The organism is Idiomarina sp. H2 (assembly GCF_004364275.1).
In the GTDB taxonomy this organism is placed as follows: Bacteria; Pseudomonadota; Gammaproteobacteria; order Enterobacterales; family Alteromonadaceae; genus Idiomarina; species Idiomarina loihiensis.
The window spans coordinates 19,235-45,982 of record NZ_SNZY01000003.1; the positions used below are offsets into that span (position 1 = coordinate 19,235).

Below are 26,748 nucleotides of genomic sequence, written 5' to 3' on the forward strand. Positions count from 1 at the left end.
GATATTACCAGGTTATTTGTTGTTGGAAGCTAAGCACCAGCTCAACCCACTGCTCGTCCGATTTTAACATGACGTAGTCAGGCAGTGCAGTATCCAAAGCGTTAGCTTCCTGTTTGCGCGCATAAACCGGTAACTCAACAGGTGACTCAGGTGGCAGTTCGTTGAGTGCTACGCCCGACATAAGCAAGGCATCAGTGTCACTCAGCAGGTGGCCATGTTGTTCCAGCCAAGGCACTAAAGACGAATTTCTTAACCAGTGTAAAGTAGAGGTCATGAGAATTGTAATACCTCGTCAAATTGGCTTAGGTGACGCTTTAATTGTTCTGGCGAGACGATAACCGTATCAATGTTTGCGGGCAGGGGGCTTGTATCGGTTAACTCTGCTGAACTTATTACAACAGGTTCTGCATCCAGTAATTCCAGCATGGCATAACGCTTAGAAGGTTGGTTCAGTAGAGACTTAACGGCTTCACCGGACAATATTAATTGCACCGGATAATCAAAGCTGGCTAATGCTAAAGCAATATCGAGTGCTTCGGTCGCCGAGTCGCTAGCGGCACTGCATTGTAAGATAGCAATTTTTTTCATGGTCATTAAAACTGTAAGGTCCGGTCGCTGTTAGCCATGGCAGTTGCCAGAGCGGTTAAACCTGAGGCTTCAAAACCGGGATGGAATTTCTCCATTCCTTTGCGTTCAGCTACGGTATGGCAGACCACCAGGGGGACTTGGTGGTGCTGGCTAAACTCTTCCCATTGCGTAATCAAGTCTTCATTTTCTGCTGGAGTGGGAAATTCCGCATGATTTACTGACTCCCGATAAAAAAACACACAGGCTATGGTGTGGCCGGTGTTGATAGCCGCTTTTGCAAATGCCAGAGCGTCTAAAGAACGAGCTCGTTCTTTAACAGAACGTTGAAGAATGAGAGTAAGTTTAGCCATAAACTGTCCGTTTATACAAAAACGCCCCGCATGGCGGGGCGTTTGTTATTATTTTAGCAGGAGAGATTAATCATCGCCGCTAAACGCCATTAGCAATTGTAGCAAGCTAAGGAACAAGTTATAAATCGAAACATACAAAGTGACTGTTGCAAGGATGTAATTACGCTCGCCACCGTTAATAATGTCGCTGGTCTGCCACATAATCAGCATTGCCATCAATGGAATCATGATAGCAGATATTGCAAGCTGTAATGCTGGCAGTTGGAAGAACAGGTTAGCCAGCATCGCCACAAAAACCATGATAATACCGGCAGTAACCAGACCACCCAGTTTAGACATGTCTTTCTTCGTGGTTAACACATAAGCCGAAGTTGCAAAGAAGGTCAGAGCTGTACCGCCTAACGCAGTAGCAACCATCTCGCCACCACCAGGCATTGATAATGCCATGTTAAGGATAGGGCCAAGCGTGTAACCTAAAAAGCCTGTTAGAGCGAAGGTTAGTACAATGCCCATGCCGCTATCTTTGGTTTTGTGAATACCAAAAAGTAAGCCAAAGTAAGCAACTAAAGTGATAATGAAACCCGGATAGGGCAAGTTCATCATCGTGCTGATAGTAGCAACAATAGCACTAAAGGCTAATGTCATTGCCAATAAAGTGTAGGTGTTGCGTAATACCTTATTAACGGCCAGCGTCGATTCGTTCTGACCGACATAAGTCTGACTGCGATTGTTCATAGATTTCTCCGTGTTGAACTTACTGTCTGTTAAGACTGTTTTTTATTTAAAAAGTTTCCTCGATACTACAGCATTAATGGGGGCGTTGGGTAGAGCAGAAGGTAGTAATTTCTGGCGAATTTTGGTCGGTTTGTTTAATAAACGCCCAAACGAACACTTTGTTCAAATTTTTACTTTACAAGCGTAACTTAGGTCTTTAATATTCGCCTCGTTCTCAACAACGCAGTTGCAGAGAACAAAAATACGGAGAGGTGGCAGAGCTCGGTTTAATGCACCTGACTTGAAATCAGGCGTGGGTTCATACCCACCGGGGGTTCGAATCCCTCCCTCTCCGCCAAATTCAGAAAAAAGCCCCGCTCATTTGAGTAGGGCTTTTTTTGTTCCCGCCGCTTTTTGTTCTAGCCGATAGCGCAACTTTAAACCTCCTGTTATATTAAGCAAAAATGGAATTTTGCCATGGAATCGACCGTCAGTAATTGTAAGAACTGTAATACACCTCTTACCGGTGAATACTGCCATCAATGCGGCCAACAGGATAAACAAAGCATACGCAGCGTTTTTGCCGTTGTCGGCGATCTTTTTGGTGAGTTAGGGCACTGGGACTCCAGATTCTACCGTACTCTCAGAGGACTCTTTCTAAAACCTGGTTTTCTATCATCTGAGTTTATGAAAGGACGTCATGCCTCTTATGTACCTCCGCTCAGGCTCTATTTCTTTATCTCGTTGATATCTTTTATGGTGCTGACATCACAGATAACCTTTAACGATTCACAGTCAAAGAGCGAGGCTCGACAGTCTGAAACAGAAGTATCTGAAAGTGACTCTAACGAAAGTACCGTACGGCGCGGATTTGAGTTGGAGTTTGGTGATATCCCCTGGTTGAATGAAGAGCAAACGCGGATGCTTGAACAGAAACTTCAGCATTTAAAGCAAAACCCCCAGCTGTTTACGCAAAAACTGATTTCAATGACGCCGCAGATGATGCTTTTGATGCTGCCTTTTTGGGCTCTGTATTTAAAAGTCCTTTATTTATTCAGTAACCGTTACTACTTAGAGCACTTAACTGTAGCTTTGCATACACATGCTTTTTTACTGCTTTCCCTGATGTTGTTGTCGACATTAGGCTATATAACTAACCCGCTGATTGATAACTTTGGCTGGACCTGGTTAACCTTACCATCCGACTGGTTAGGTTATATTCTTATTGGATGGATGTTCACTTATCTGCTATTGACGCAAAAGAGCTTCTATCAGCAAAGCTGGACATTAACTGTATTCAAATTTTTAGCCTGTGTTTTTGGTTATTTTCTTTTATTAAGCGCTTCTTTTGTATTAATGGTGATAATTGGTATTCTTAAAGCTTAAATCAAACAGTCGTTTAAATAGGGAATAGTATGAACTTCCACACAGCTGTAGAACAAATCGTTGCGGATAAGAACAATCAAGTCATTGAACTACCTTCCGGCTGGGCTCAAGGACGCGCGTTTTTCGGCGGATTCAGCGGAGCATTGGCTGCTCAGTTTTTGTTGAAACAATTTCCGATTGAATATCATCTTCGTTCCATGAGTATCTCTTTTGTCGCGCCTGCTGAACCGGGTGAGGCTGAGTTAAATTACCGAATTTTGCGCGAGGGAAAATCGGTTATTCAGGTTGCTGTCGAACTGCAGCAGCAAGGGCAGATTATGTTGTCTTGTCTGGCGAGCCTGGGCAAAGGCCGAAGTTCAACGGTTACAGTGGTAAGTGAAACGCCGCCCGATCTTAAAACCATCAACGACGGACCAGGTTTACCTGAAGCGGATATTGTCCCAGAGTTTGCGAAAAACTTCGATTACCGTATTACGTCAGGTGGTATGCCATTTAGCGGACAACCGGGAAGAACTTTTGGTGGCTGGATACGTTTTCGTGAAGAACAACAGCCGCTGACAACGGCAACTATACTGGCTTTAGTTGACGCCTGGCCACCGGCAGTCTTGCCTCATCTGGACAGCCCTGCGCCGGCCTCGTCTTTAACCTGGACTATTGAGTTTCCCGATATTCCTCTACAAAGTTTCAGTAGCCACGACTGGTTTCAGTACGAAGCTTTTATTGAGCATGCTGAAAATGGTTATGGGCACAGCCGCGCTGGTCTGTGGAGTGAGAAGGGCGAGTTATTAGCTATAAGTCGACAGACTTTTACGGTATTTGCGTAATAATTGTATGAAAACGACACCAGCAATCGTCAGACAACACCTTATCGATACTCAGCCGGGTATCGACTTGTTGCTGCTTCAGTTGCCCGAGCGAGGCTTATTGGCGGCATCTGAAACACCCGTTATCGAGGCACTGCCACGAATTATTATTCGTCAAATGCTGTCTTTAAAAGCCTCCGCAACCATTATTGAAAGAGCAGAGCAAAAGGCAAAAGCATTAGGAGTAGGTCGCATTGCTTATATTCCTGCGGAGGAATTAACAGGGTGCGGTGTCAGTCGTTCCAAAGCTGCAGCTATTAACAGCGTTGCTCACTGTCATCAAACTCAGCCTGAGAGAATAGATGCCTGGTCGCAGATGAATTCAGCTGACCTGATTAAGGATGTGACTCAGCTTAAAGGTATTGGCCCCTGGACGGCGTCTATTTTAGCTATGTTTCATTTTGCCCACGAAGATCTTTTTCCCATTCAGGACAGCTCGTTGCGTAAAGCTATGAGTCTGCTGAAGGATCAGGATATTTTGATCATTCCCGAACGGGCTCAGCCTTACCGCAGTTATTTAGCCTGCTATTTGTGGGACATGCTGGATCAGGCACGCTTGTAGCCCAGTATAAAAATTCACCTTGAAGCTAGCTTTCAAATGTTATTTTCACACCTTTGAATTGGCTTTTTCAGAGTTTTTGTAAAGTTCTGTAAAAGCCGCTTGTTATTGTCTTTAAAAGCTCAGAATATTCTATCCGAATTCGGGCAGGGTGGTACGGATTTAACCTAATCAGGAAGACTAACAAGGTATACAAATAAGGAATGTGGAAATGAACCGTATTATTTTAGCGATCCCCAACCCCATTATTAGCGCCGGCATGGCCTCTGTTCTGCAGCAACACTTCAGTGACCAAATATTGACCGTAACCGGTATTGCCGATTTACGCCGAGCTTGCTACGAATATGAAGACGCCGTAGTTGTTTTATGCAGTCGACTTGGTGGTGCTGCAACAGTAGAACACTGGCGTCGCTTGAAGCGCCGTCACTGCGATTTAAAGCTTATTGTCTGGGGTAGCAGCCAACAAGATATACTTGATTTTCAGTGTGGTATTAGTGTTGTTGACGGATACTTACTGGACTCGTGCGACAGTGCCGATTTAGTTCAGGCTATTCGTTCGTTGAAGCAGGGTAATGTTTTTGTCGCGGCGCCAGTCGCTGCTTACCTTGCACAGAATCCGCGTTCGAAGCAGCAAAAAACAATGGTTGATATGCTGAGTGAACGCGAGCTTCAGGTCGCACAAATGCTCAGCCGGGGCATTCGGGTAAGAGAAATATCCCGGCATTTATGCATTAGCAGTAAAACAATAAATACCTTCCGTTATCGGATTTTCTCTAAACTCGGTATCGATGGTGATGTACAATTGTCTCATCTTGCAATTCAGTCAGGTCTTGTTGACCTAATTCAGTTTGAAGGTAGATGACAGAAGGTAATCAACAAAAGCAGTTTGACAGCGACAGCTTTCTTCGTCACCTGACTCATCAGCCCGGCGTTTACCGGATGTACGATGAGTCGGGTGACGTGATTTATGTCGGAAAAGCAAAGGATCTAAGAAAACGTGTGTCCAGTTACTTTCGTGAGAAGGTCGACCGGATGAAAACACAGGTGTTGGTTAAGCAAATTGCGTCTATGGACGTAACCGTTACCAACACCGAAGCTGAAGCGTTAATATTAGAAAACACTTTTATCAAAAAATATCGACCACGCTACAATGTCTTGTTGCGTGACGATAAATCCTATCCTTATATTATTTTAACTGCTCACCAGCACCCTAAGCTTGGTTTTCATCGGGGCGCCCGGCGCGCGAAAGGTGACTATTTTGGTCCCTTTCCTAATGGCTCGGCTGTACGTGAAAGCCTAAACCTGCTGCAAAAACTGTTTCCAATTCGACAGTGCGATGACTCTTATTATCGTGCGCGCACCAGGCCTTGTTTGCAATATCAGTTAAAACGTTGCCTCGCGCCCTGCGTTAATGTTTGCACTGACGACGAATATAATGAACAGGTGGCGCTTGCAAAACAGTTCCTGCAGGGCAAGAATCAGCAGGTTATTGACGAGCTGATGAATAAAATGGAACAGGCGAGTGAAAATCTGGATTTTGAACGAGCCGCTAGATTCCGTGACCAGATAGCTGCGCTACGGAAAACTCAGGAACGTAACTCGGTTACCGGAAGCCAACAAGAACTGGATGTTATTGGTTTAGCACGTGGTAACGGAATGACGACAGTGCAAATGTTGTTTATCCGGGATAATCATTTGCAAGGCAGTCGCAGCTATTTTCCTAAAGTGCCGACAGATACCCCTGACGATGAAGTGCTCAGAGCCTTTTTGCTGCAATTTTATTTGTCAGATACGGCTGGACGGAAAATTCCAAGAGAAGTGGTGCTTCCTGTCGATATTCAGCCTGATAACGTGCTCGCTGAAGTCATGAGTGATGCGTTGTCACAACCCGTTAAGTTGCAAAGCTCGGTACGCGGAGATAAACGTCAGTACCAGTCACTGGCTCAAAAGAATGCGGTTAATGCGCTAGAGAGTCGCCTGAATCAGCAAAGTACGATGAACCGCCGGACTCAGGCATTACAGCAGGTGCTGGAGTTTGGTGTACCTATTCAGCGCATGGAATGTTTTGATATTAGCCACACTATGGGTCAACAAACGGTGGCTTCCTGTGTTGTGTTTGATCAAAACGGGCCTAAAAAGTCGGACTACCGCCGCTATAATATTACCGGCATAACGCCGGGCGACGACTACGCCGCCATGTCTAAAGCCCTGGCTAAGCGGTACGATAATGCGAGAGAGCAGGGCAACATACCGGATATTCTGTTTATCGACGGTGGTAAAGGACAGTTAGCTCAGGCGGAGAACTACTTTAATGACTGGGGAAAAGAAGCGCCGGTATTAATTGGCGTGGCGAAAGGCGAGTCGCGCAAACCGGGTCTGGAAACTTTGATCATGGCAGGTAGCCATGAAACCATTCCGCTGAGTAAAGACGCCAGTGCGCTGCATTTGATTCAGCATATACGTGATGAGTCACACCGTTTTGCCATAACCGGGCACCGCCAGAAGCGGGCAAAAGTAAAGAAAACCTCAACCTTAGAGCAAATTGATGGGGTAGGAGCGAAGCGTAGACAGGCCATTTTGAAAAATCTAGGTGGATTACAGGAGGTAAAAAACGCTAGTATTGATAAATTAGCCAGCGTACCTGGCATTAGCCGAGCATTGGCAGAGAAAATCTATTACTCATTTCGTGATGAGTAAAAACAATAAGGAATCAGCGGATAATGAAGTGGAATATCCCTAATATTTTGACCAGCTTCCGGATAGTACTTATTCCGGTATTTCTGGTGGTTTTCTATTTACCAATGGAAGATGCGCGTTTCTGGGCTGCTTTTATCTTTTGGTTAGCGGCAATCACAGATGCTCTGGATGGCTATATTGCCCGTCGTTTTAACCAATTTACTAAGTTCGGCGAGTTTCTTGACCCGGTAGCTGATAAAGCGATGGTGGTTGCTGCGCTGGTTGTCATTGTTGAAGATTATAATTCTGCCTTTATTACCATTCCGGCGCTGACGATGATTTGTCGTGAGCTTATAGTAAGTGCACTACGGGAATGGATGGCGCAAAGCGGCCACAGAGCAAAAGTTGCTGTTTCGAATTTAGGTAAGTGGAAAACAGTGGCACAGATGCTGGCCTTAATTGGACTACTTTGGAATGCGAACGTCTATATTTATTGGTTATCGATGTTCTTGTTCTATTCGGCTTTCGTTTTGACTGTGTGGTCCATGTGGGAATATTTACGCGGCGCCAAGAGCGAATTGACCAGAAATTAACTGCTTTGCCGTAAATTTGTGCAAACAGTCATTAAAATGATAAAAAGTCATTGACTGAAAACGATTAAACAGTAGAATGCCACGGCAGATGACGGTGCGGGAATAGCTCAGCTGGTAGAGCACAACCTTGCCAAGGTTGGGGTCGCGAGTTCGAATCTCGTTTCCCGCTCCAAATTCTGGCGGGTTGGCAGAATGGCTATGCAGCGGATTGCAAATCCGTGGATCTCGGTTCGACTCCGGGACCCGCCTCCATTATTCGAAAACACTTCTATGTAGTGCCCGGGTGGTGGAATTGGTAGACACAAGGGATTTAAAATCCCTCGAAGGTAACTTCGTGCCGGTTCAAGTCCGGCCCCGGGCACCAATTCCGAATTTACAGCAGTATCTGAAAGTCTACAAAGCCTTATAAATAAAGCCTCTCAGGCGATTCCTTGATTCCCCTTGTCTATTAAAATCTATTGAAAAATACGACCACTTGGTGCTACTTCTAGTGCTACTCCAGTTCGGTGATCAGGATGTGCCACGATTTCTCCCTCGGGTACTAATAAATATAGTTCTTTCTTAGATTCATAAAGCAGGTTAAGTAAATCGTAGGTGTTTTCGGAAATGAATCCAAAAGAGAATAACGTTTCTCTAATCTGCATGGGGTGGATTGAGAGGCTCGACAGAGAAATAAATTCCTGGGTTTTATAATCTTTCGTTAGTAACTTTAACGCCGCATATTTTACTGTGTCATCGAAGCTATACCCCATGTCTTCCAGTGGTTTTACCAAGGATATATTAACTACTTTTTTTTGTTCCGTTAAAAAAGTTGCATCTTCAAGCTGAGCACGAGAATAACTTAATGACTTGTTTTGTCTAATTTGAAGATAATTCAGAATAAGGTCTTGCTTTAAAGGCATTGGGCTGGCTGAACCAGAGTCTAGATACTTTATAGCCTGCTGAACTGCCGCGTTCTGACTGATGAGATTTGCCGACTGCTGTTCTTGTTCATTCTGTATTTCTTTTCCTTGCGAAGTCTCTTTAACCGTCTTTTCAGATTCTTTCTCTTCTAACGCCGCTGAACGCTCTTTAAATGCGCTAAGCAATTTACTGTAGGACTCTTGGATATCGTCATGACACTTTTTCTGCAGCTGATCAAGTTGCTCATATTCACTGCTGTCTAAATTAGGCCGATAGCGATCGAGCTGCATGAACGCATCCAATAACTCTCCGGAGGACGAGGCGTTGTCGAAGTCGGCTTTTGCTTTATGGAAATGAGAGGCCTTGTCACAAGTAATTTGAGCTACTGCAGATGTTGAAAACGCAAAAGAAAAAGGTACCAAAGCCAGAAACACTAAGGTGGGTTTCATTAATTAGTTCCTTCTAAAAGTTACGACTGAAAATAGCTTCTTGCTCATGCACCGCAATCCTTTGCAGAAGCCAATTAAGGCTTCTGCTTCCATTCTCCGTCAATTTTTACATAGTGACCTGACTTGCTGCGCTCAATGGCGCGCTTTCCGGCTAACAGCTCGACATCGGCAACAGCAATGTCGTTGTCGTCGGCAATGCGCGTGTATTCCTGACGACGAGCTTCGTTAATGTGCTTAACAATTTGCTCGGCGGTTTCGGTGGACTTTACTACTCCCAGGTAACCGTCGGGCTTTTCACCTACCAGCCCCTGCTCTTTGGCGTCACTTAACTGCGCCATTGACTGTTCTAAGTTTAGCTGCTGAGCTTGTGCCAGCGGGCTTGATAAGCCAATAAAAGCAATTAAAACTGCGGTTAGTAAATATTTCATCATTGCATTCCTTTGTCGTTAAAACAGGCCACTGGATTCAGAAATTACGTCGTCGAGCGCTTTATCAACTTTAACGTAAATTTCATGCTTTATTTTAACGTTCAAGTTAATAGTAATAGGCTCTTTAGGTGCTGCGACCTGTACCGTTGGGGTACACCCCAGAACGAATAAAGGCACGCTTATTAGTAGCAATAATCGTTTCATACCATCCCCTGATTAATTGATTTTTTGCTGTACTCGTTTACGGATAACATCGTTCAGACTGTTGCTTATTTGCAGTCCTTTTATCAATGCGGGTAAGTCTTCTTCCAAGCTTACGTTAAGCTCAACCGGACGTCCATTTTCAAGCTCAGGGGTCGAGCCTTTTAGTTGTACTGCTAAGGTCAATTTACCATTGTCATTATAATCAACGGTCGTAGACAGTTGATTATAATAGAAGTTACCCAATACGCCTGCCAAAGTTTGTAAGCTGGGGTTACTGCCGGCAAGTTGAACCAGGGCGGACGAATCTACCTGCAGGTGACCACCGGGCGCCAGCGCATCTAGATAACCTCTTTCTACTGTTAAATCGTTAGAGTCCCAGTAAACAGGGATGGTTCCTGAAACCTCACCATCTATGGAAATTTTGTTGCTTGGATATTGACGCATGAGTTCACCCAGCGAAATTTTTTCGAACACAATGGGTAGTGCAAAGCTGTCGGTTAAAGAGTAACGCTGGTTGGGAATGCTTATGCTGCCACCAAGAGCTTTAATGGTGTGACTGGTTAAGTCGAGAGTGGATTGCATAGGTTGTTGAAAGGGCAGTTGGGCTCTAAATTCAGCGGTGATTGGCCCCAGCGCAAAGCCTTGTTGCACGCTGCCAATGTGGAGCTTTGCATTATTCATATTAAGTTGTTCGTTATTGGCGGTGAAACCAAAATCAATATTGCTATTAACCACGGATAAGGTATCAAAAACCCAATCGCTTTGTTGAATCTCTAATTGACCGTTGTCGAGGCGCCAGCGGTTATTATTTATGGAGTAAGTTACATCTGTCTGGCCGCTAATAGCGGCTTTACTCACCACAAATTGAGGCATCATAGTTGCTAGCAGGGCATCCAGTTGTGGAATTTGCTGCCAGTTAAAATCGGCAACTTCAATTTTGCTTTTTAACTGATCAGAAGTAACCTGGCTATGGTGTGCCACTTTTATATGATCACCGAGTACGAGCTCTCCGTCACCGGTCAGTTGCTGCTGTTGATATTGAAACTTACTGTCAAAAACGGCTTTGAGGTTCCGTATGGGGTCGAAATTAACTGCGTTGCTGTGAATGTTAAGGTCAAACTCTGCAAGCGCATTATGAGGTTCGGAGTACGGATAATAAATTTGATTGAAGTTGAGTACGGCTAAGGCGTCGTTGTCTAAAGCTTTAAGCTCAATGCGGGTTGGCTCAGTACTATGGAGTTCGGCAGCTGTGGTCGAGACTGTTCCGGAAAACTTCGATATGAGTTTGCTTATCGTCATTGATTGCCCGGCAACAGGAAGCTTAATGCTGTCCGCATTCAGCTGCACATAATCGAGTTCAAGCGAGTTAAATTGCCATTGTTTTTGTTGTATCGATAACTCAGACGCGAGGCGAATCGTCTCGTTTTTTTCACCTTTAGCTACAGCATTTAGCTTTAGAGGCCAACGGGCTTTATTAACAGCCTGTTGAGCACTGAGCAATGAAACACCCAAACTGTCGCGGCTGTTCAGCTCCCAGGACAACGACGACAATTGTAGTGGTAGATCGGACTCGATTAATGACGCTAAGTTTTCAGTATCACCTTTCAGCTCGAGCTGATAAGAGTCCATAATACCCTTATTCAAATTTAGCTGAAGCTCACCTGTTGCTGTTGTGGTACTGCTGGTAATTTCGATTAAAGTGGGTTGCGTAATTGACACAACAAGCTCGCCGGACAATTCAGCTATAAGACTCTCCACTGTCGCTGACTCAATATAAGGTGAAAGATTACCGTTCCACTTTGCATCAACCGACACTGGCTCGGTCGTTACCTTGTCTGCAAATTGCTGTGCCGCTAAAAGATAACTACCACCGGCTATAAGCTTCCCTGAGTTATAGTCATAATTAGCTTGTAACAGGGCGTTGTCGTAGCGAGCTTTTAGTTTTACCTGGTTATCGTGTCGAATAACTCTCACATCGGCGACAAGTGGCTCCTGGCTATTGAGCTCTAACCGCAATTGCTGCTTGTTTATCAGTGAAAGACTTGCAGAGACGCTTTCAGGCAGTAACTTGCCTTTCAGTTGTAGCGACTTAATATCGATACGTTCTGGTAATAAAGCCGGCATTTCCATGGAGAATATCTGCGTGAGGTTTACCGCTGCGGTGGAACTTGCTCCTGACGATTCGGGTAAGGAATCAATTGTTATTTCCAGCTGCTTAATAACAATGTGGCTGGCAGTCAGTTTGTCAAATTCCACTTCCCAGTCAGTGACACCAGCCAATTTCAGTTGTTGATTTAAGTAGAAGTAGCCGAACAATGCTATAGCAAACGCAATGAGCAGAAGTGTGAGAAGCATGGAGCTGCCGAATGATATTAACCGCCATAGCTTCATTTAGATATTAGTCCTTTTAATAAACGATGCTCTTTAACTTGCTGTTTTATAACTATAGTTAGCACGGATGAACCCTTCAAGGCAAAACCAAATTCGCGGCCTCTCTTTAAAAGCTTTTTACTTAAGCTGGTTAAAAAACAAACAAAAGCTTTACCTTCATTTAATTTCGATTATGATAACTATCATAATTATAAAAAGCGCTGACTACAGGCATTTCGTCATTATCGGTTTTAGCTTCTAGTCAGAAATTGCACTTTGAAAGTTAAAGTTCTGTAAAGCCTCTTTTATACGCTGAGTTACGCAGATAGTCTAAACGCTGTCTATTAATTCACCATTAATGGCTTTTGAATAACTTGCGACAGGAGCTATCCGTGAGCACTATAACCAATACAGCAGTCAATGTGACGCCGGATACCCCGGTGTTTATGGGGTGCAGTAAACCTCTGGAAAGTGATGTTCAGTTTAGCTATTTTTTTAATGGTTGTTTTATCTATTCGTATAATCATACAACTGGGCATTGCACTTGTTTTACAGAGCTCGATGTCGCAACCGCTACGGTGAAGCCTTTTGGACTGGTTGATAAACACTATGTCGTCATTGGCGATAAGCTTTTTCGCTCACCAGCACAAGCTAAGAAAGCCCACAGTGTATTACCCAATGTGAATGCCGCAAATGACAATAAAGTTGATGAACGTGTACCGCTTCCGAAAGCCGAAAATTTATCACCTATAAAGTCGTTAGCTTTAATTGAGCGTTGGTTTAATGAAGACTTCGATGTGAAGTGGGAAACCTATCAGGAAAGCCCTGAGTTCTATAATCTTATTCAATACTATCTGGCTCTTTGCTGTGATGCATACAAAGAAAAGCCCGATCAGGCATTTCTGGATGCAGGAGTTCAGGTTTACTTAAGCATGGCGCAATTCAGTTGGTTAAACCCGTCTATTTTGCACAACGCCGCGTGTGTGTACTGGTTAGCCGGAGAGCAGGACAGTGCCCTTGACTGTATTGAGCTTGCTTTAGATTTTCGTTACACCGGCATGGAAAGCCTGTTAAATGACGAAGACCTTGACGGTCTTAGAGAGCACCCACGGTTTCGTTGTCTGTCGAATAAGTACCAGGCATTAAAGCCGAAATTTAACTATGTTACGCCGGAGCTTTTCGAATCCTTTGAGAATTTCGCGGTGCAGCAGTCTGACTCATTCGTGCGGTTTATGCGTGGCCATTTATTAAAAAACTTTAGGTTCTATGATATCTCTGAACTGAGTGCTCGAATTGATAGTTGCGAAAACGATGATGAGCGTGAATACTGGCAACGTCTGGCATCATTCAATAATAACTATTTATACAATTATATGCTGATGGACGAGCCTATGGATCTGTTAACAGAGCAGGGTAAAGCCAATTATCAGTTGTTTCAGCAATACCGCCATTACCGGGTACTTAATCCTTTAGTTTTTGCCAAGGTAGCAGAGCAGTTGTTTCATCATGCTCATTATTGGGGCAGTCAACATCATGGCTTTTTTAACCAGCGCGATAGCGCTTTGCTGCAACAAAGCTTTCAGCTATTTCAGGAGTTTCACGTTGCGACAGAGAGCCTCTGTAGTGAAAAGCGCAATGAACTTATGGCAAAAGCAAAAGAGTACGATATTTTCAATTACATGGAAAAGTTGGGGAGCTGCTGATTGAGTTAACCAGCCTGACGTATAGTCAAATTTACTCTACAGCGTCCGGTTAACGGGTGCATAGCCTCCTTAAGCTGTTGAACTCCGTGATATCTCAAGCGATCTTTTCCTCCCCAGACAAGCGCATCGGCATGCTGAAGACTGAACTTCTGATACTTATCAGAACGCTTAAAACCGCCCCACATAAAGGTTATAGGTAACCCGAAAGAAAATGAGACGATGGGCTTTGAGAAATCGGCTTCGTTTTTATCCTGATGGAGCCCCATTTTTACGCCTGGCGTGTAAACGTTGATGAGACAAGAGTCTGGCTGAAAATTCTGAAAACCGGCTAAGCGTGAGACCTGCGTTGCTTTTACTAAGATACTCTGGGGAATGTCCGGCCATGGCTGACCAGTGACAGGGTCTGTATTCTGGTAACGATAACCATGCTTATCGCTGAGCCACCCGTAGCTTCCGCAACTGCTACTTTTTACCGACATTTTATGACCTGCAGCAGTCGTTAGGTGACGCAGCGGTGATTGCTTTAAAACGCCACGGATATCATTGAGCAAAGCTTCATCATCCGCCAGCAAAAACTGGTGAAACAGGGTAGCTTGCTCACTTATTTCGGTGCTTAATGGTTCAGAACCATCGTTGGCAAAGAGGTCAAGAGACGACATCAGTTTTCCAGGAGTGAAAGCGTCATTAGCAAGCGATCCTGACCTGGCCCTAAATAGTCACGCACCGTTTGGGTGGTGTTAAAACCAAAGTTTCGGTAAAGCGAAACTGCTGAGGCGTTGTCTGGCGCGACACTAAGCTCCATTTGTTTATAACCAAGGCTGCGCGCAAGTGCTATGGAATCGCTTAATAGCAACTTGCCCAGTCCCTTGCCCTGGAATATTTTTCCCACCAATAGCGACATAAGAGATACATCAGAGTCTGAAACCGGAACCATTAAACTATAACCTGCCGTTTTTTCTCCAGCCTTTAGAGTTAAAAAGGTGTGTGGCCATTGTCTTAATGCCTGATAGAAAAAGGCCGCAGAATAAGCGTCATTTGAATAAAGCTGTTTTTCTAAAAATGCAATTTTGGAAATGTCGTTATAGCCGGTATTGGCTACTGTAAAATCGCAAGGCTGCGCATCTGTCGTTGCAAGGGAACCTACGCATAAACGGCAGTCATCTTCATGAGGCGCGGATGCCTCAACGTAACGCAGCTTATGAGAGGACTTCTCCCTGTTACTGGAGACCTGATAAACACGTTCTCGCTTTTTATTTTGCTCGGTCATGGTGTTTGGTTCGGCGTTTGCCGCTGATCATAGGACGAATAAGCTCTATTTTACCAATATATGCGGTAACAACTACCGCTATGATATGAATAATAACCAGAGCAAAAATGATGTTGGCAGAAACAGAATGAACGGAGGTTAGAAAACTGTCTCCATAGAGTGCATTGATTTCTTCGCGGAGGAAGCCAGTAATAGCTTGCAGTAAGAATAAAGCCAACAAAAAGAACACCATAAGACCACCGAGTGGGTTATGACCCTGCCCCTGATTTACTTTTCTGTGGCGAAGTTCTGCGACGTGTTCTTTAATTCCGACAACAGAAGGGAGGAAATTATGGAAGCGTGCATTTGGCGGCCCCGTAAAACCCCAGATGATCCTTATAATAACTAAGGTTGCGGCAGTATAACCCACGGCCTGATGAAAACTGCCTCCGGGTTCAAGCCAAAAGTAATTGAGACAAAAACACAGCACCAACAACCAATGAAAAGTTCTGATAAATCTATCCCAAATGATCATTGGTACTGCCTTCCTTACTGAGTTACTCGGTTTCTTGCTTGACGATACTGCCATCTACAGGATTAAAGTAAATTTCCACTTTCTGTTTACTTTTATCCTGACCGTAGATTTCGTAACAATTTCCGTCAGTTACCTTAAACTCATTAATCTCGTAACCTTGTTCTTTCAACGACTGTTGGAACTGCTCTTGATCCAGCCAGTTTTCCTTCGGTTCCATAGTGCACTGTGTGGTGCCTGATTCAGGGCCTCCGCAAGCGGTGACAAATAAAGCACTGGCTGCAATTGTAGATAATTTAATAAGTTGGCTTTTCATAAGACCTCCATTTTAACTAAAACTTAGAATCAAATGTAGCAACTCCAACTGAATAACGCTAACGCTCATCAAATATTAAAATGGCAAAACCCAGCTCATCCATAAAAAGTCCAGCCCGTCATTTGGGCGCTTAATGTCAGCATTTGAGTAGTGTGTATATCCCAAAGCAATGCGAGCATCAGAACTTTGGCTGTATTGCCACGAAAGCGATACGCGATCTTCAAACTGGAATTGGGTTGATAAGCGTCGATTACCGATCCGTGTTTTGTCAAAGTAGCTGCCGCCAATGCCGGCTTCAATATAAAGCGGGCGTTCAGCTCCTGCTACATGCCAGGAAAGAATCGGGCTAATTGTGAACGCAGTAATATTGTCCGCTGTATTATTTGAGTCTTGCCAGTGGTTTAAGGCCGCTTCCAGATGAACGTCAGGTGAACCTATCCAACTTGGCAACTTAATTGGTAAGTCGGTTACCCGGTAACCAGCCCTTACGCCTCGTAGCTGATCTGTAGAATAGGCGCCGGCAACATGAATCTCGTCAGCGAAAGATGAAAAACTCGATATTATTAGTACAACCAGTGATGCTCTTAACCACATATCACTCTCCAATAACCAAAAAGGGGTGATATTTTACATACAAACATGAATGTATGTATGTAAATTGAAAAATGAACTTTGGCTAACTGACTGCGCGTTTTTTAGTCTTTATTCAAGAAATAATCATTTGCAGCCATTTTATGAACGCTACCAGGGCTACTGGCTGCCTCTGTCGTTTTCGATAATAGATGCTTAGCGGATACTGACAGGGCTGTGCGGAGTCGTTATAGACTTTTAAATTAGACAGTCCGGGCGTAATAAGACTACTGTCAATTAGTGCCACGGCTTGTTCAGCGGATGATAAGTCGAGTGACATTTGCACATCATTGCAGTGAATAATGCGTGTGGATTTCAATTGTTGACTGTAGGTCTTTAACATTGCCTGATGATCGGGATTCTCAGGGTTTATTAACCAGGGCAACTGGAAAGGTGAGTTATTGGTCTTAATGGCAGAAACCGGGAGCATCTGATTTTTCTGTAACACAATGGACTGAATGTGCTTATCCGTGACTTTTCCATAACCAATGGCAAGATCCCAGCTTTGGTGTTGTATTGCTGACGCCATTTCTGCGGCGCTTTCATTAATAAAGTACTCATTGCAACGGCTGAAGCTAAGTTGAATGTGCGGGTACAGAGAATGAAAATCGGCAAGCTTTGCTGCTAACCAGAAGCGCAGTCGCTCAGAACTGATTGCGACGGTTAACTGGGTTGTTGTATTGTCACTGAGGTTTCGGGTGCGCTCAATGGTACGCTCCAGTTGTTCAAATATTTGCTCAATTTGAGGGGCTAATTCCAGACCGACAGGAGTGAGCGAATGAACCCGGTTGTCTCGCTGGAACAAACGAACTTCGAGCTGTTCTTCCAGAGTTTGTATTTGTCGGGTGACGGCAGACTGAGTTACCCCAAGCTCTTGCGAGGCTTGTTTAAAAGAGCCACTTCGGGCGGCGACATCAAACACTCTCAATGCATTTAGTGAGGGGAGTTTAGTGTTTTTCATGTTGATTAATAGTAATCTGTAATTAATAAAAAGTAACTTTGATTCTGGCATCTAAAGTTGAATTGCGCAATAAGGAGTTTGTGTTGTCTTACTGGAGTGAATTTTTAACTATCGCTTTGATCCACCTGTTTGCGGTCGCGAGCCCGGGGCCTGATTTTGCAGTGGTTTCACGTTATAGCCTGAGTTTTGGTCGTAAGGCAGGTTATTGGGTGAGTTTAGGTGTGGCATCAGGAATCATTATTCATGTTACCTATTCACTTATTGGTGTGGCGCTGATTATTCACCAGACCGACTGGCTCTATCAGACTTTACTTTGTGCCGGTGCACTTTATTTAGGCTTCATTGGAACTCAGGCCATTAAAGCTAAACCCAGAAAGGATATGTCCGATAGTGAATTGGTTGCTACCCAGCCGCGTAAACGGAAAGCGTTTATTGTCGGTTTTATTACTAATGGCTTAAATGTAAAAGCGACTATTTTCTTTTTAACTTTATTTACTACTATTATTGCCCCGGAAACGCCTTTTGCTATCCAGTTTGGTTACGGTATTTATCTAATTGTTGCGACCGGCCTGTGGTTTTTATTCCTCACCTGGTTGCTGACTCAACCGCGCATTTTTAAAACACTCTGGCACTACAGTCATTGGGTTGATCGTACGATGGGAGCTGCTCTTATTTTATTGTCGTTAAAATTATTGTGGGAATGGGCAAACCTGATAGAGCTTATCTGATAAAGCGTTTCAGGTTATACTAGTTACAGTTACCGAAGAAGAGATGAGAACAGCTCGCTATGCAGTTATTTGTGAATGATTTGACCGTTATTGATTGCTCTTACTTATGCCCGGAAAGGGGGATAGTTGGTGAGAGTTGGATTGTTGATATCGTGCTGGATGGCGCGTTAAATGAGCAATCTATGGTGCTCGACTTTGGTCGGGTTAAAAAGCAGGTTAAAGCCATTATCGATAACTCGGTTGATCATAAACTGGTTGTACCGGCAGAGCATTCGTATACAAAAGTTACGCACAACTCTGATGACAGCGCTAACTGGGTCGATTTTCTGCGCCCGGAACAAGGTTCTATTCATTTGTTTTGCCCGGCCGATGCCTTTGCCTTTATCGATGCAGATGTCGTTTCCATGGAGACAGTAACGGACTACCTGAAAGCCGTTATAAAGCGCGAGTTACCGGTTAATGTCGAAGGTCTGCAGTTGTTTTTGAGACCTGAAAATATCGATGGTTTTTATTATCACTACACACATGGTTTGAAAAAGCACGATGGTAATTGCCAACGTATTGCTCACGGTCATCGTTCAAAAATTCAAATTCGACTGGATAACATTCGCCAGCCGGTGTTGGAAAAAGAATGGTCAGATAAGTGGGAAGACATCTATCTAGGCACAACCGAAGATGTTCGTTCGAAAAAGGAACTGACACTGTCCGAGGCTGCAACGTCGGCAACCAGCGAATCGACTCATACCTATTACAGCTATGTTGCCGACCAGGGACTGTTTGAGCTTATTGTTCCGAATGCAGAGAACTTTGTTATAGAGACAGACTCAACAGTTGAGTGTATTGCCGATTTTCTCGCTGCAGAAATTAAATCTAAGCATGCGGGTCAGGCTGTAGAAGTTCGCGCCTTCGAAGGGGTAGGAAAAGGAGCAATTGCCTATGCGTAAAATGATTGTTGCCGCTGCTTTAGCGCTGTGTTCGGCGAATGTGGCCTCAGCCGATGAGTCTTTGCCGTTAGAAATAAAAGGTTCTTTGACTCAGGGGGCTTTAATTCTGGCTAAATCTGAGCCCGGTGTTACTGCAACATTGAACGGCGAAGCTCTGCAGGTAACCGAGCAGGGGTATATTGTTTTTGGTTTTCCGCGTAAGGCTGAGTTAGAAAATACCTTAGTTGTCAGTAAAGGCGATGAAACTATCACTAAGGAACTCAAACTGGCGCCTCGTGAATACAAGATTGATCGTGTCGATGGTGTACCGCAAAAGACCGTGACACCAGACCCTGAACAAGTAAAACGAGCCAGAAAAGAAGCGGAAAAAGTTTGGCTGGCCAGACAAAAAGAAACCACACGAACGGATTTTTTGACTGCAATTACTAAACCCGCCGAAGGCCGCATTAGTGGTGTTTACGGCAGTCAGCGAATTTTTAACGGCGAGCCCCGAAACCCGCACTATGGGCAAGATATCGCCGGGCCAACAGGAACTCCGGTTAAAGCGCCGTGGCCGGGCGAAGTCGTTCTGGCTGAACCTGATTTATTTTACTCAGGCGGTACCATCATTATTGAACATGGCTATAAAGTGAACACAACATATTTGCACCTGAGTGAACTGCATGTTGAGGTTGGTGACAAAGTAGAGCAGGGCGACTCAATTGGTGCTATAGGTGCCACAGGCCGTGCTACGGGACCTCACCTGGACTGGCGGGTTAACTGGGGAAATGAGCGGTTAGACCCTGCGTTACTTCCCCAGCTTTATCAGGACTAACCGGAAGGGGTTAACCAGCCTTTCAGCTTATCTGGTTGTTCTACGCTTAAAACATAGCTGCTTTTAGCGGGTTCTTGCCAGGTAAGCTCCAGTGTCATTAGCTCGTCCCGGCGAAACGCATGAATTGTCACCGTGTCTCCGGGAATATACCGCTCCAGAATTCGTTTAACCGACTGCTCAGTGGCCTGCAAATGATCAATTGCGATGATTTTGTCGCCTGCAGAAAGACCTGCGTGATAAGCGCTTTCATCATGATACACATTAAGAACGTCCAAACCCTGCGGTGATGCTTTGTACTTAGCCCCAAAGTTGACACGCGCAGGCTGTTCTGACGCTTTTCCACCGACGCTGTTATCATCAACGGGCACCTGTTTTTGAACCATAACGCCAAAGTTTTGCAGTAACTCCACAAGCGACAGCGATTCTTTGTTGTATAAAGCGTCTTTTAGGAAGTCCGAAATATCAATGCCCGGATACTGGTTTAGCCAATTAATGACTGTGTCGTCGGCTGTACCAATAGATGTTTTACCAAACTCATGCCAAAGCTCTTTCATAACTCTTGCCAGCGTCAGTTTATGATCGGATTGCAGACGCAACATGAGGTCGAGGCTAAGCGCTATTAAAGCCCCTTTAGCGTAATAGCTGACAATACTGTTCGGCGCATTCTCATTTTGCTGATAAAACTTAGTCCAGGCCAGAAAGCTCGACTCTGTCACGCTTTGTTGGTATTGCCCGGCACCACGCTCAACCCGCGATAGAGTGTCGCCCAAAAGCTTTAAATAACGCTTTTCGTCAATAATGCCGCTTGTGTGCAAAAGGTAGTCGTCAAAGTAGGATGTCATACCTTCGTAGAACCAGAGTTGTTCAGTGTACGACTCTTTCTCCAACTGATAAGGAAGAAACGCCTGTGGCTTCAGCGTTTTAATGTTCCAGCTGTGGAAGTATTCGTGACAACACAAACTTAAAAAAGTCTGATAGTTGTCATTCATTTCGTATTGATGAGCACTGATTAAATCTTTACGGCTGCAAAGCAGTGCGGTTGAGTTTCTGTGCTCCAGCCCGCCAAAACCACTTCCTACCACCATGGTCAGGAAGGTATAGGACTGAAAAGGCGCCTCTTCGAACAAGCTAATCTGAGTTTCGCAAATTTTGGCTAAATCCGCGGTTATGCGGGAGGTATCAGCATAATGGCGGCCGCTTAAGACCAGAGAGTGCTTAATGCCGTGAGCAATAAACTCTTCAATGGTTAAGTCACCAATTAAAAAAGGATAGTCAATTAACGCGTCATAATTATCGGCCCGGAAGCTTCCCCAGGAATGTGCTTGCCCATTTTTCCGGGGCATCCCGGTTGCGACCTTCCATTGTGGGGCTTCTGGCGGCGCATGCAAATGCAGTTCACAGGGAAGGTCGGTTTGTCCCTCAACGGCAAGACACAGGCTGGTATTATTAAAGAAGCCCTGAAACTGGTCCAGATAAGCCGAACGAACCGATAAGTCCCAGGCGTATACCTGATAATGCACAGTAACAGGATGTTTTGAGCGAGCCAGTTGCCAGCGGTTCTTACTTATTTGCTTAACCGCCAGGGAATGGCCATTACTTTCGGCGTGTAAGCCAATAATGTGCTTACTAAAATCCCGTATTAAATAACTGCCCGGAATCCAGTTAGGTAACCAGAGTTCCTGCTCATCGTTCGTTTGCTCAATAGTGAGAGAGACATTAAATAAATGCCCATGTAAATCGATGGGTGTTATATCGTAAGCGATCAAGAGACTCTCCTTTGCTTGACACAGCCTGACAACTAGCGATCATAGTAACATATTGATTCATCGCAAAGAGACCCCTATGCCAAGCAAAATTTCGCAGCTCGTCACAGGTCAGAAAATAGAAGTTCAACTGTCCAATTCGAACGTTCCTGCTCGGTTTTATTCGGAGTTTATTGGCGCCGTTAACGAGCGTTGGGTTATCGTTAATATGCCCGACGCGCGTAAATACAATGATATGCGTGATCTTTTGCAGGAGAAAACTCCGGTCATTGTCCGCTTTGTTCTGGAAAACGAAAGTGGTGAAATTTGTGCGTTTCGCAGTGAAATAAGTTACGTCATCTCGCATCCAACGAAGATGCTTTTTATTATGTGGCCGAATCAGATTGAGCACCGGGTTATTAGAAAAGGGCGTCGGTTTGACGCCTTTTTACCGGCTTCAGTCTCAGGGCAGTCAGTAAAAGGCGAGGAGAAGACTTTCAAAGGACACGTGCTGGATGTCTCTGAAAGTGGATGTCGCCTTAAGCATGAAAAGCCTGAAGGTAAAATAGACGAGCTTTGGGAAAATGGCAGTAAAATTGTTCTTAAAATAGAACAGAAAAATAACGGCGACTTAACCCTTAAAGCTATAGTCCGGCAGGTAAAGCAAGTGGATGACCAGCTTGAGTTAGGTGTCCAGTTTATGGGGAACCAGAAAGATGAGGTTAACTCTCTTTTCTCCGGAAGCCTTGTGGATATTGACGAGTTGTCGCGTTTAGAGTCCTCAACATAATGGAGAAACCGATAAAAACGCAGTGGCAATTATTGATGGATAACCGTAACCGGTTCTTCTGGTTATTGCAGGCGGGAGGCTGGATAGGTTATGCGTTAGTGAACTACATAGGGTCACTAATGCATGAAATGCGGGATATCTACACTTTCATTATTATTTTGGGGGCTTATGCCGGCTTTTTGAGTACTATTCCGCTTCGCTATTTGTACCGGCGTATATGGGAGTTTCCACCAGCGCTTATGGTTTTAATTGCCATTGTGGTCTCTTATGTTACCGCTGTGGCCTGGGCCATTGTCGATAACGCAACTTACTGGGAAATTTATAAATTTGGGTTTCGCCCGGACAGTCCTTTTTTCTATTTGAAAAACAGTTTGGCTAAGTTCTATATTATCCTTAGCTGGAGCGGGCTTTATTTTGGTATTAAGTATTATCAAATGCTGCAGGAAGAGAAGCAAAAAGCCTTACTGGCTTCGTCTATGGCGCATCAGGCGCAGTTAAAAATGTTGCGATACCAACTCAACCCGCACTTTTTGTTTAATACCTTAAACGCAATTTCTACGCTTATTTTGCTAAAAGAGAATGAGAAAGCCAATTTGATGGTGAATAAGCTAAGCCACTTTCTGCGTTTTTCGTTAGATAATGAGCCGATTAAAAAAGTGACTTTGGAAAAAGAAGTGGATGCGTTGCTTTTGTATCTGGATATTGAAAAAGTACGTTTTGACGAGCAGCTTGAAATAGACATTCATTTGTCAGATGAAACCAAGAATGCCCTGGTTCCTAGTTTAATTTGCCAGCCTTTAATTGAGAACTCAATTAAGTACGCCATTTCAAATGTTGAAGGGGTAGGGAAAATCAGAGTTCGTTCCTGGTCAGAAAGAGATAATCTGATTCTGGAGGTGTGTGACAATGGGCCGAAAATAGAAACAGATCCGGAGAAGCTATTCCGCAAAGACGGTGTCGGGCTTAATAACACTCGCCAAAGGCTTAAATCCTTATATGGTAAGCAGTATCGCTTTGAAATGCTAAAGGGTGCTGAAAGCGGTCTTTGTGTTCGTATTACCATTCCGATGGAAATGTTGGAGAGTCAAAGATGAATCGATTGAAAACCCTGGTTGTTGACGATGAACCCTTAGCCAGAAAGGGCTTGGTTATTCGTTTACAGGAGTTTGATCAACTGCAGTTAATGCCTGAATGCAAAAGCAGTAGGGAAGCCGTCGATGTCATTATCGAAAATAAACCTGATTTGATTTTTCTCGATATACAGATGCCCGGGCTTAATGGTTTTGAAGTATTAAAAGCGGTTCAGGAAAAAGGGCAAGAGTTGCCAACCGTGGTTTTTGTGACAGCTTATGACACATACGCTATCAAAGCTTTTGAGGTCAGGGCGCTGGATTATTTGCTGAAGCCCGTTGATGACGACCGCTTGGCTGAATGCGTTAAGCGCGTTATAAATGAGCATCAGACGATTAACAATGAACACCAGGACAAACTTATCAGTTTAGTTGCGGAGGTAACCGGGCAAGATACTCACACTCTATTAGAGAAACTTGCTTCAGGCGAAAATATCACCGCAGACCAATACCCGGACTATATCGCTATAAAGGACAGCGGTGAGATAACCCGGGTTGCCGTCAAAGATATTAAGTGGATTGATGCCGCCGGAGATTACATGTGCATACATGCCGGTGACGATACCCATATTCTGCGACGCACAATGAAAGAACTGGAACAGGACTTAAACCCTAAATTGTTTCAGCGGGTTCATCGCTCCGCCATTGTTAATATCAAACAGGTTGAAAAGCTCTGTAACCAGCAAAATGGTGAGTACCATTTACAATTAAAAAATGGTCAAAAACTGAAAGTAAGCCGTAGTTATAAAGACCGAATTAAACAACTTATTCTGAGCTAATCATGTATCGACTGCTGGCAGTAATAACCTCTCTAATCCTGATAGCAGGGTGTACAGCGAATCTTGGCTACAAGTTCGCTGACACTCTGGTTGAGTGGAAAATAAAAGATTACGTTGATTTAACCGGTGAGCAGGAAGAGCTGCTAGCAGAGAAAGTTGATGAAATGCATCTTTGGCATGCACAAACTCAGCTTCCGTTGTACAGAGATGAACTGAAAAACCTGAGAGATAAGGTCGATAAGCAGAGGCTGAGCGAAGAAGATATCAGCGATTTTGAAGATAAGCTCTGGACGTTCTGGGATAATGTTTTAGTACGAACAGAAGCCGAAGCGGGCTTATTAGCGACTCTTTCACTGAAGCAACGTCAACAACTTATCCGTCGATTAGAAGAAGCGCAGGAAGAGCGTTATCAGCGCTTTCAGGACGATCAGGAAGAAAACCCGATACTAAGAAGGCTGGATCGTATTTCGGAAGTGGAAGAGGACTTAGAAGATATTATTGGTTCTCTCACTAAAGAGCAGGATAAATTATTACGCAGCTGGGTAGCTGATTCTCCTGAACTACGCGGGGAATGGTTAAGCTATCGCTCAAATTGGTTAGGTGAATTTGAGAAAGCGTTGCTGAAGCAAGCTGTAGATGAAAATCGATTATCATCATTAGTTCTTGACCCACAACAATTAAGAAGTGAAGAGCTGCAGCAAAAAGCGGATGAAAATAGCCAGTTTCGTAAAGAGTTCTTGTGGGATATGTATCAGAGCCTGACTGGGGAACAACGCAAAAAAGTGATAGGAAAGGCCGATGAATACATCGACCTTCTTGATTCTTTAATTGATGATTTTAACGATTAACGAACTTCTATCATCTTACAGGTATTACTTGAGCCCACAGTTTCCATTACGTCTCCGTGGGTTAGTATGATTAAATCACCGGTTTTTATGTGTCCACTTTTTTTCACTACCTCAATAGCTTCAGTTATCGGATTACTGACACTGGTAGAATCGAAATCTATAGGGTAAACACCACGGTATAAGGCTGATTTGTCGCGACTTTGCGGATGGCGGGATAATGCAAATATCGGTAAATGAGAAGTAATTCTCGACATAAGCTTGGCAGTAAAACCGGATTCAGTTAACGCTATAATGGCCTTGACCCCATTCAAGTGGGTGGCTGCGTACATGGCAGACATAGCTGTCGCCTCGGTAATGCTGGAAAACATTTCTTCCAGATCCTGGTGGCGTAACTGAGCGGTTGGATGTGTTTCTGCACCCAGGCAAATTTCAGCCATGGCTTTTACGGTTGCTACTGGATGTTTACCGGCAGCCGTCTCAGCCGACAGCATTACGGCATCTGTACCATCCAGTACGGCGTTGGCAACATCCATCACTTCGGCGCGGGTTGGCATTGGGTTTTCAATCATCGACTCCATCATTTGAGTCGCGGTAATAACCACACGGTTTAGTTGGCGTGCACGCGAAATAATTTGTTTTTGCTTACCCACCAATTGCGCATCACCAATTTCGACGCCTAAATCGCCACGGGCAACCATAACGGCATCGGATGCTCTGATAATGTCATCTAATGCATGTTCGCTGGCAACGGCTTCTGCGCGTTCAATTTTAGCGCATAATACGCCTTGTCCACCAGCTTCGCGGAGCAAGTGCCGAGCCTGGTTAATATCATCGCCAGAGCGAGGGAATGAAACCGCCAGGTAATCTACATTGATTTCCGCTGCGAGCTTAATATCGGCTAAATCTTTTTCCGTTAATGCGGCAGCTGACAAACCACCACCCTGACGGTTAATACCTTTATTATTAGAAAGCACACCGCCAACGGTGACTTCTGTTTTAACCTGACTGCCATCAATCTCTTCAACTTTTAATTGAATGCGACCATCATCCAGTAAGAGAAGATCGCCGGGGCTGACATCTTTTGGCAAGTCTTTATAATCGAGGCCGACACGTTCCTGATCGCCGCTGTCTTTTCCAAGCTCAGCGTCTAAAATGAACTTATCACCGACAGCCAACGTAATTTGTTTTTGTTGAAAGCGGGCAACTCGAATTTTTGGTCCCTGCAAGTCGCCTAAAATGGCAATATGGGCGTTTAATTCCCGGGCAATTTTTCTGACCATGGAAGCGCGCTGCTTGTGATCGTCACCATTGCCGTGAGAAAAGTTTAAACGAACAACATTGGCACCCGCTTTTATTAACTCTCTGAGCGTTTCCTCAGAGTCAGTGGCAGGCCCGAGAGTAGTTACAATTTTGGTACGACGAAGCATGCAAAACCTCAGCAAATTTACCCATGAATTTAAGCTTAAGTTTAGCACATGGACTGTTACAGTAGTACGAAATTT

The 26,748-nt window shown here is 44.4% G+C and carries 30 protein-coding genes and 4 tRNA genes; 18 read left to right on the forward strand and 16 right to left on the reverse strand.

Translation table 11 applies throughout. The features are described from left to right. Nucleotides 1-4: 4 nt before the first annotated feature. The 4 genes from DET62_RS04160 to DET62_RS04175 all read right to left on the reverse strand — a co-directional run bounded on the left by DET62_RS04160 (nt 5) and on the right by DET62_RS04175 (nt 1,673). Entirely contained in the window at nt 5-274 is a 270-nt protein-coding gene (locus tag DET62_RS04160) for a hypothetical protein (RefSeq protein WP_011233914.1), read from the reverse strand. Then, nucleotides 271-594, reverse strand: coding sequence for a DsrE family protein (locus tag DET62_RS04165; protein WP_110013083.1), 324 nt, complete (start codon nt 592-594; stop codon nt 271-273). Before DET62_RS04165 ends, DET62_RS04160 begins: the two co-directional genes overlap by 4 nt. Further along, nucleotides 594-938, reverse strand: a complete 345-nt coding sequence (gene tusD, locus DET62_RS04170) for a sulfurtransferase complex subunit TusD (protein ID WP_011233912.1) — start codon at nt 936-938, stop codon at nt 594-596. Before tusD ends, DET62_RS04165 begins: the two co-directional genes overlap by 1 nt. Nucleotides 939-1,004: 66 nt before the next feature. Continuing rightward, nucleotides 1,005-1,673: a Bax inhibitor-1/YccA family protein gene (locus DET62_RS04175; RefSeq protein ID WP_011233911.1), complete on the reverse strand. Its 669-nt coding sequence runs from the start codon at nt 1,671-1,673 to the stop codon at nt 1,005-1,007. A 245-nt stretch (nt 1,674-1,918) separates the two neighbouring features. Here DET62_RS04175 and DET62_RS04180 point away from each other — a divergent pair. From DET62_RS04180 to DET62_RS04225, 10 genes are all read left to right on the forward strand, one after another. Then, a tRNA-Ser gene (locus DET62_RS04180) sits at nt 1,919-2,010 on the forward strand. Nucleotides 2,011-2,129: 119 nt separating this feature from the next. Beyond that, on the forward strand, nt 2,130-3,038 hold the full coding sequence (locus DET62_RS04185) for a DUF3667 domain-containing protein (protein WP_110013084.1): 909 nt from the start codon (nt 2,130-2,132) through the stop codon (nt 3,036-3,038). 29 nt (nt 3,039-3,067) lie between these two features. After that, nucleotides 3,068-3,862 (forward strand): thioesterase family protein, encoded by a 795-nt coding sequence (locus DET62_RS04190; protein ID WP_011233909.1) that lies wholly within the window; start codon nt 3,068-3,070, stop codon nt 3,860-3,862. A gap of 7 nt (nt 3,863-3,869) precedes the next feature. Beyond that, nucleotides 3,870-4,463, forward strand: coding sequence for a 3-methyladenine DNA glycosylase (locus DET62_RS04195; protein ID WP_011233908.1), 594 nt, complete (start codon nt 3,870-3,872; stop codon nt 4,461-4,463). A gap of 208 nt (nt 4,464-4,671) precedes the next feature. Beyond that, nucleotides 4,672-5,322, forward strand: a complete 651-nt coding sequence (locus DET62_RS04200) for a response regulator transcription factor (RefSeq protein ID WP_110013085.1) — start codon at nt 4,672-4,674, stop codon at nt 5,320-5,322. Then, nucleotides 5,319-7,157 (forward strand): excinuclease ABC subunit UvrC, encoded by a 1,839-nt coding sequence (uvrC, locus tag DET62_RS04205; RefSeq protein WP_110013086.1) that lies wholly within the window; start codon nt 5,319-5,321, stop codon nt 7,155-7,157. Before DET62_RS04200 ends, uvrC begins: the two co-directional genes overlap by 4 nt. Before the next feature lie 23 nt (nt 7,158-7,180). Next, nucleotides 7,181-7,729: a CDP-diacylglycerol--glycerol-3-phosphate 3-phosphatidyltransferase gene (gene pgsA, locus DET62_RS04210; RefSeq protein ID WP_011233905.1), complete on the forward strand. Its 549-nt coding sequence runs from the start codon at nt 7,181-7,183 to the stop codon at nt 7,727-7,729. Nucleotides 7,730-7,825: 96 nt separating this feature from the next. After that, nucleotides 7,826-7,901, forward strand: a tRNA-Gly gene (locus DET62_RS04215). A 6-nt stretch (nt 7,902-7,907) separates the two neighbouring features. Continuing rightward, nucleotides 7,908-7,981 (forward strand) — tRNA-Cys (locus DET62_RS04220). 25 nt (nt 7,982-8,006) lie between these two features. After that, nucleotides 8,007-8,093 (forward strand) — tRNA-Leu (locus DET62_RS04225). A gap of 91 nt (nt 8,094-8,184) precedes the next feature. Here the strand turns inward: DET62_RS04225 and DET62_RS04230 are convergent. The 4 genes from DET62_RS04230 to DET62_RS04245 all read right to left on the reverse strand — a co-directional run bounded on the left by DET62_RS04230 (nt 8,185) and on the right by DET62_RS04245 (nt 12,068). Beyond that, nucleotides 8,185-9,081 carry a hypothetical protein gene (locus DET62_RS04230; RefSeq protein WP_243734873.1) on the reverse strand — a complete coding sequence of 299 codons (897 nt, stop codon included), beginning with the start codon at nt 9,079-9,081 and terminating at the stop codon, nt 8,185-8,187. Between the two features lie 74 nt (nt 9,082-9,155). Then, complete coding sequence (locus DET62_RS04235) at nt 9,156-9,512, reverse strand: YdbL family protein (protein ID WP_243734871.1); 357 nt, start codon at nt 9,510-9,512, stop codon at nt 9,156-9,158. A gap of 15 nt (nt 9,513-9,527) precedes the next feature. Next, nucleotides 9,528-9,713, reverse strand: coding sequence for a YnbE family lipoprotein (locus DET62_RS04240; RefSeq protein WP_011234492.1), 186 nt, complete (start codon nt 9,711-9,713; stop codon nt 9,528-9,530). A 12-nt stretch (nt 9,714-9,725) separates the two neighbouring features. Next, entirely contained in the window at nt 9,726-12,068 is a 2,343-nt protein-coding gene (locus DET62_RS04245; protein WP_243734869.1) for a YdbH domain-containing protein, read from the reverse strand. A 407-nt stretch (nt 12,069-12,475) separates the two neighbouring features. On the opposite strand from DET62_RS04245, the gene DET62_RS04250 reads away from it, so the two are divergent. Further along, nucleotides 12,476-13,786, forward strand: coding sequence for a hypothetical protein (locus DET62_RS04250; protein ID WP_110013089.1), 1,311 nt, complete (start codon nt 12,476-12,478; stop codon nt 13,784-13,786). 5 nt (nt 13,787-13,791) lie between these two features. Here DET62_RS04250 and alkB read toward each other — a convergent pair whose 3' ends face one another. The 6 genes from alkB to DET62_RS04280 all read right to left on the reverse strand — a co-directional run bounded on the left by alkB (nt 13,792) and on the right by DET62_RS04280 (nt 17,471). Continuing rightward, a complete protein-coding gene (gene alkB / locus DET62_RS04255) occupies nt 13,792-14,445 on the reverse strand; it encodes a DNA oxidative demethylase AlkB (RefSeq protein WP_110013090.1) in 654 nt (217 codons plus the stop codon). Further along, entirely contained in the window at nt 14,445-15,053 is a 609-nt protein-coding gene (locus DET62_RS04260; protein WP_110013091.1) for a GNAT family N-acetyltransferase, read from the reverse strand. The genes alkB and DET62_RS04260 overlap by 1 nt, the downstream gene beginning before the upstream one ends. Then, nucleotides 15,037-15,567, reverse strand: coding sequence for a cytochrome b/b6 domain-containing protein (locus DET62_RS04265; protein ID WP_110013092.1), 531 nt, complete (start codon nt 15,565-15,567; stop codon nt 15,037-15,039). Before DET62_RS04265 ends, DET62_RS04260 begins: the two co-directional genes overlap by 17 nt. Nucleotides 15,568-15,589: 22 nt before the next feature. Continuing rightward, on the reverse strand, nt 15,590-15,880 hold the full coding sequence (locus DET62_RS04270; protein WP_011234498.1) for a PepSY domain-containing protein: 291 nt from the start codon (nt 15,878-15,880) through the stop codon (nt 15,590-15,592). A gap of 75 nt (nt 15,881-15,955) precedes the next feature. Then, nucleotides 15,956-16,474 (reverse strand): acyloxyacyl hydrolase, encoded by a 519-nt coding sequence (locus DET62_RS04275; RefSeq protein WP_110013093.1) that lies wholly within the window; start codon nt 16,472-16,474, stop codon nt 15,956-15,958. A gap of 112 nt (nt 16,475-16,586) precedes the next feature. Beyond that, entirely contained in the window at nt 16,587-17,471 is an 885-nt protein-coding gene (locus tag DET62_RS04280; protein ID WP_153849087.1) for a LysR family transcriptional regulator, read from the reverse strand. 80 nt (nt 17,472-17,551) lie between these two features. Between DET62_RS04280 and DET62_RS04285 the strand changes: the two genes are divergently transcribed. From DET62_RS04285 to DET62_RS04295, 3 genes are read left to right on the forward strand one after another with little or no spacing between them, the layout of a single operon-like run. After that, nucleotides 17,552-18,199, forward strand: a complete 648-nt coding sequence (locus DET62_RS04285; RefSeq protein ID WP_243734867.1) for a LysE family translocator — start codon at nt 17,552-17,554, stop codon at nt 18,197-18,199. 59 nt (nt 18,200-18,258) lie between these two features. Further along, entirely contained in the window at nt 18,259-19,143 is an 885-nt protein-coding gene (locus DET62_RS04290) for a 6-carboxytetrahydropterin synthase (protein ID WP_110013094.1), read from the forward strand. Further along, a complete protein-coding gene (locus DET62_RS04295; RefSeq protein ID WP_110013095.1) occupies nt 19,136-19,957 on the forward strand; it encodes a M23 family metallopeptidase in 822 nt (273 codons plus the stop codon). The genes DET62_RS04290 and DET62_RS04295 overlap by 8 nt, the downstream gene beginning before the upstream one ends. On the opposite strand, the gene DET62_RS04300 is transcribed toward DET62_RS04295, so the two are convergent. Further along, the gene (locus tag DET62_RS04300; RefSeq protein ID WP_110013096.1) at nt 19,954-21,723 is read right to left on the reverse strand and encodes a PDZ domain-containing protein; all 1,770 of its coding nucleotides are present in this window, start codon (nt 21,721-21,723) and stop codon (nt 19,954-19,956) included. The two genes, DET62_RS04295 and DET62_RS04300, sit on opposite strands and share 4 nt — an antisense overlap. A gap of 76 nt (nt 21,724-21,799) precedes the next feature. Here DET62_RS04300 and DET62_RS04305 point away from each other — a divergent pair, with 76 nt between their 5' ends. From DET62_RS04305 to DET62_RS04320, 4 genes are read left to right on the forward strand one after another with little or no spacing between them, the layout of a single operon-like run. Next, nucleotides 21,800-22,489 carry a flagellar brake protein gene (locus DET62_RS04305; RefSeq protein WP_110013097.1) on the forward strand — a complete coding sequence of 230 codons (690 nt, stop codon included), beginning with the start codon at nt 21,800-21,802 and terminating at the stop codon, nt 22,487-22,489. Next, nucleotides 22,489-23,583, forward strand: coding sequence for a histidine kinase (locus tag DET62_RS04310; RefSeq protein WP_110013098.1), 1,095 nt, complete (start codon nt 22,489-22,491; stop codon nt 23,581-23,583). Before DET62_RS04305 ends, DET62_RS04310 begins: the two co-directional genes overlap by 1 nt. Next, on the forward strand, nt 23,580-24,398 hold the full coding sequence (locus DET62_RS04315) for a LytTR family DNA-binding domain-containing protein (protein WP_110013099.1): 819 nt from the start codon (nt 23,580-23,582) through the stop codon (nt 24,396-24,398). The genes DET62_RS04310 and DET62_RS04315 overlap by 4 nt, the downstream gene beginning before the upstream one ends. A gap of 2 nt (nt 24,399-24,400) precedes the next feature. After that, nucleotides 24,401-25,246: a DUF6279 family lipoprotein gene (locus DET62_RS04320; protein ID WP_110013100.1), complete on the forward strand. Its 846-nt coding sequence runs from the start codon at nt 24,401-24,403 to the stop codon at nt 25,244-25,246. Here DET62_RS04320 and pyk read toward each other — a convergent pair. After that, the gene (pyk, locus tag DET62_RS04325) at nt 25,243-26,673 is read right to left on the reverse strand and encodes a pyruvate kinase (protein WP_110013101.1); all 1,431 of its coding nucleotides are present in this window, start codon (nt 26,671-26,673) and stop codon (nt 25,243-25,245) included. The two genes, DET62_RS04320 and pyk, sit on opposite strands and share 4 nt — an antisense overlap. Nucleotides 26,674-26,748 lie beyond the last annotated feature (75 nt).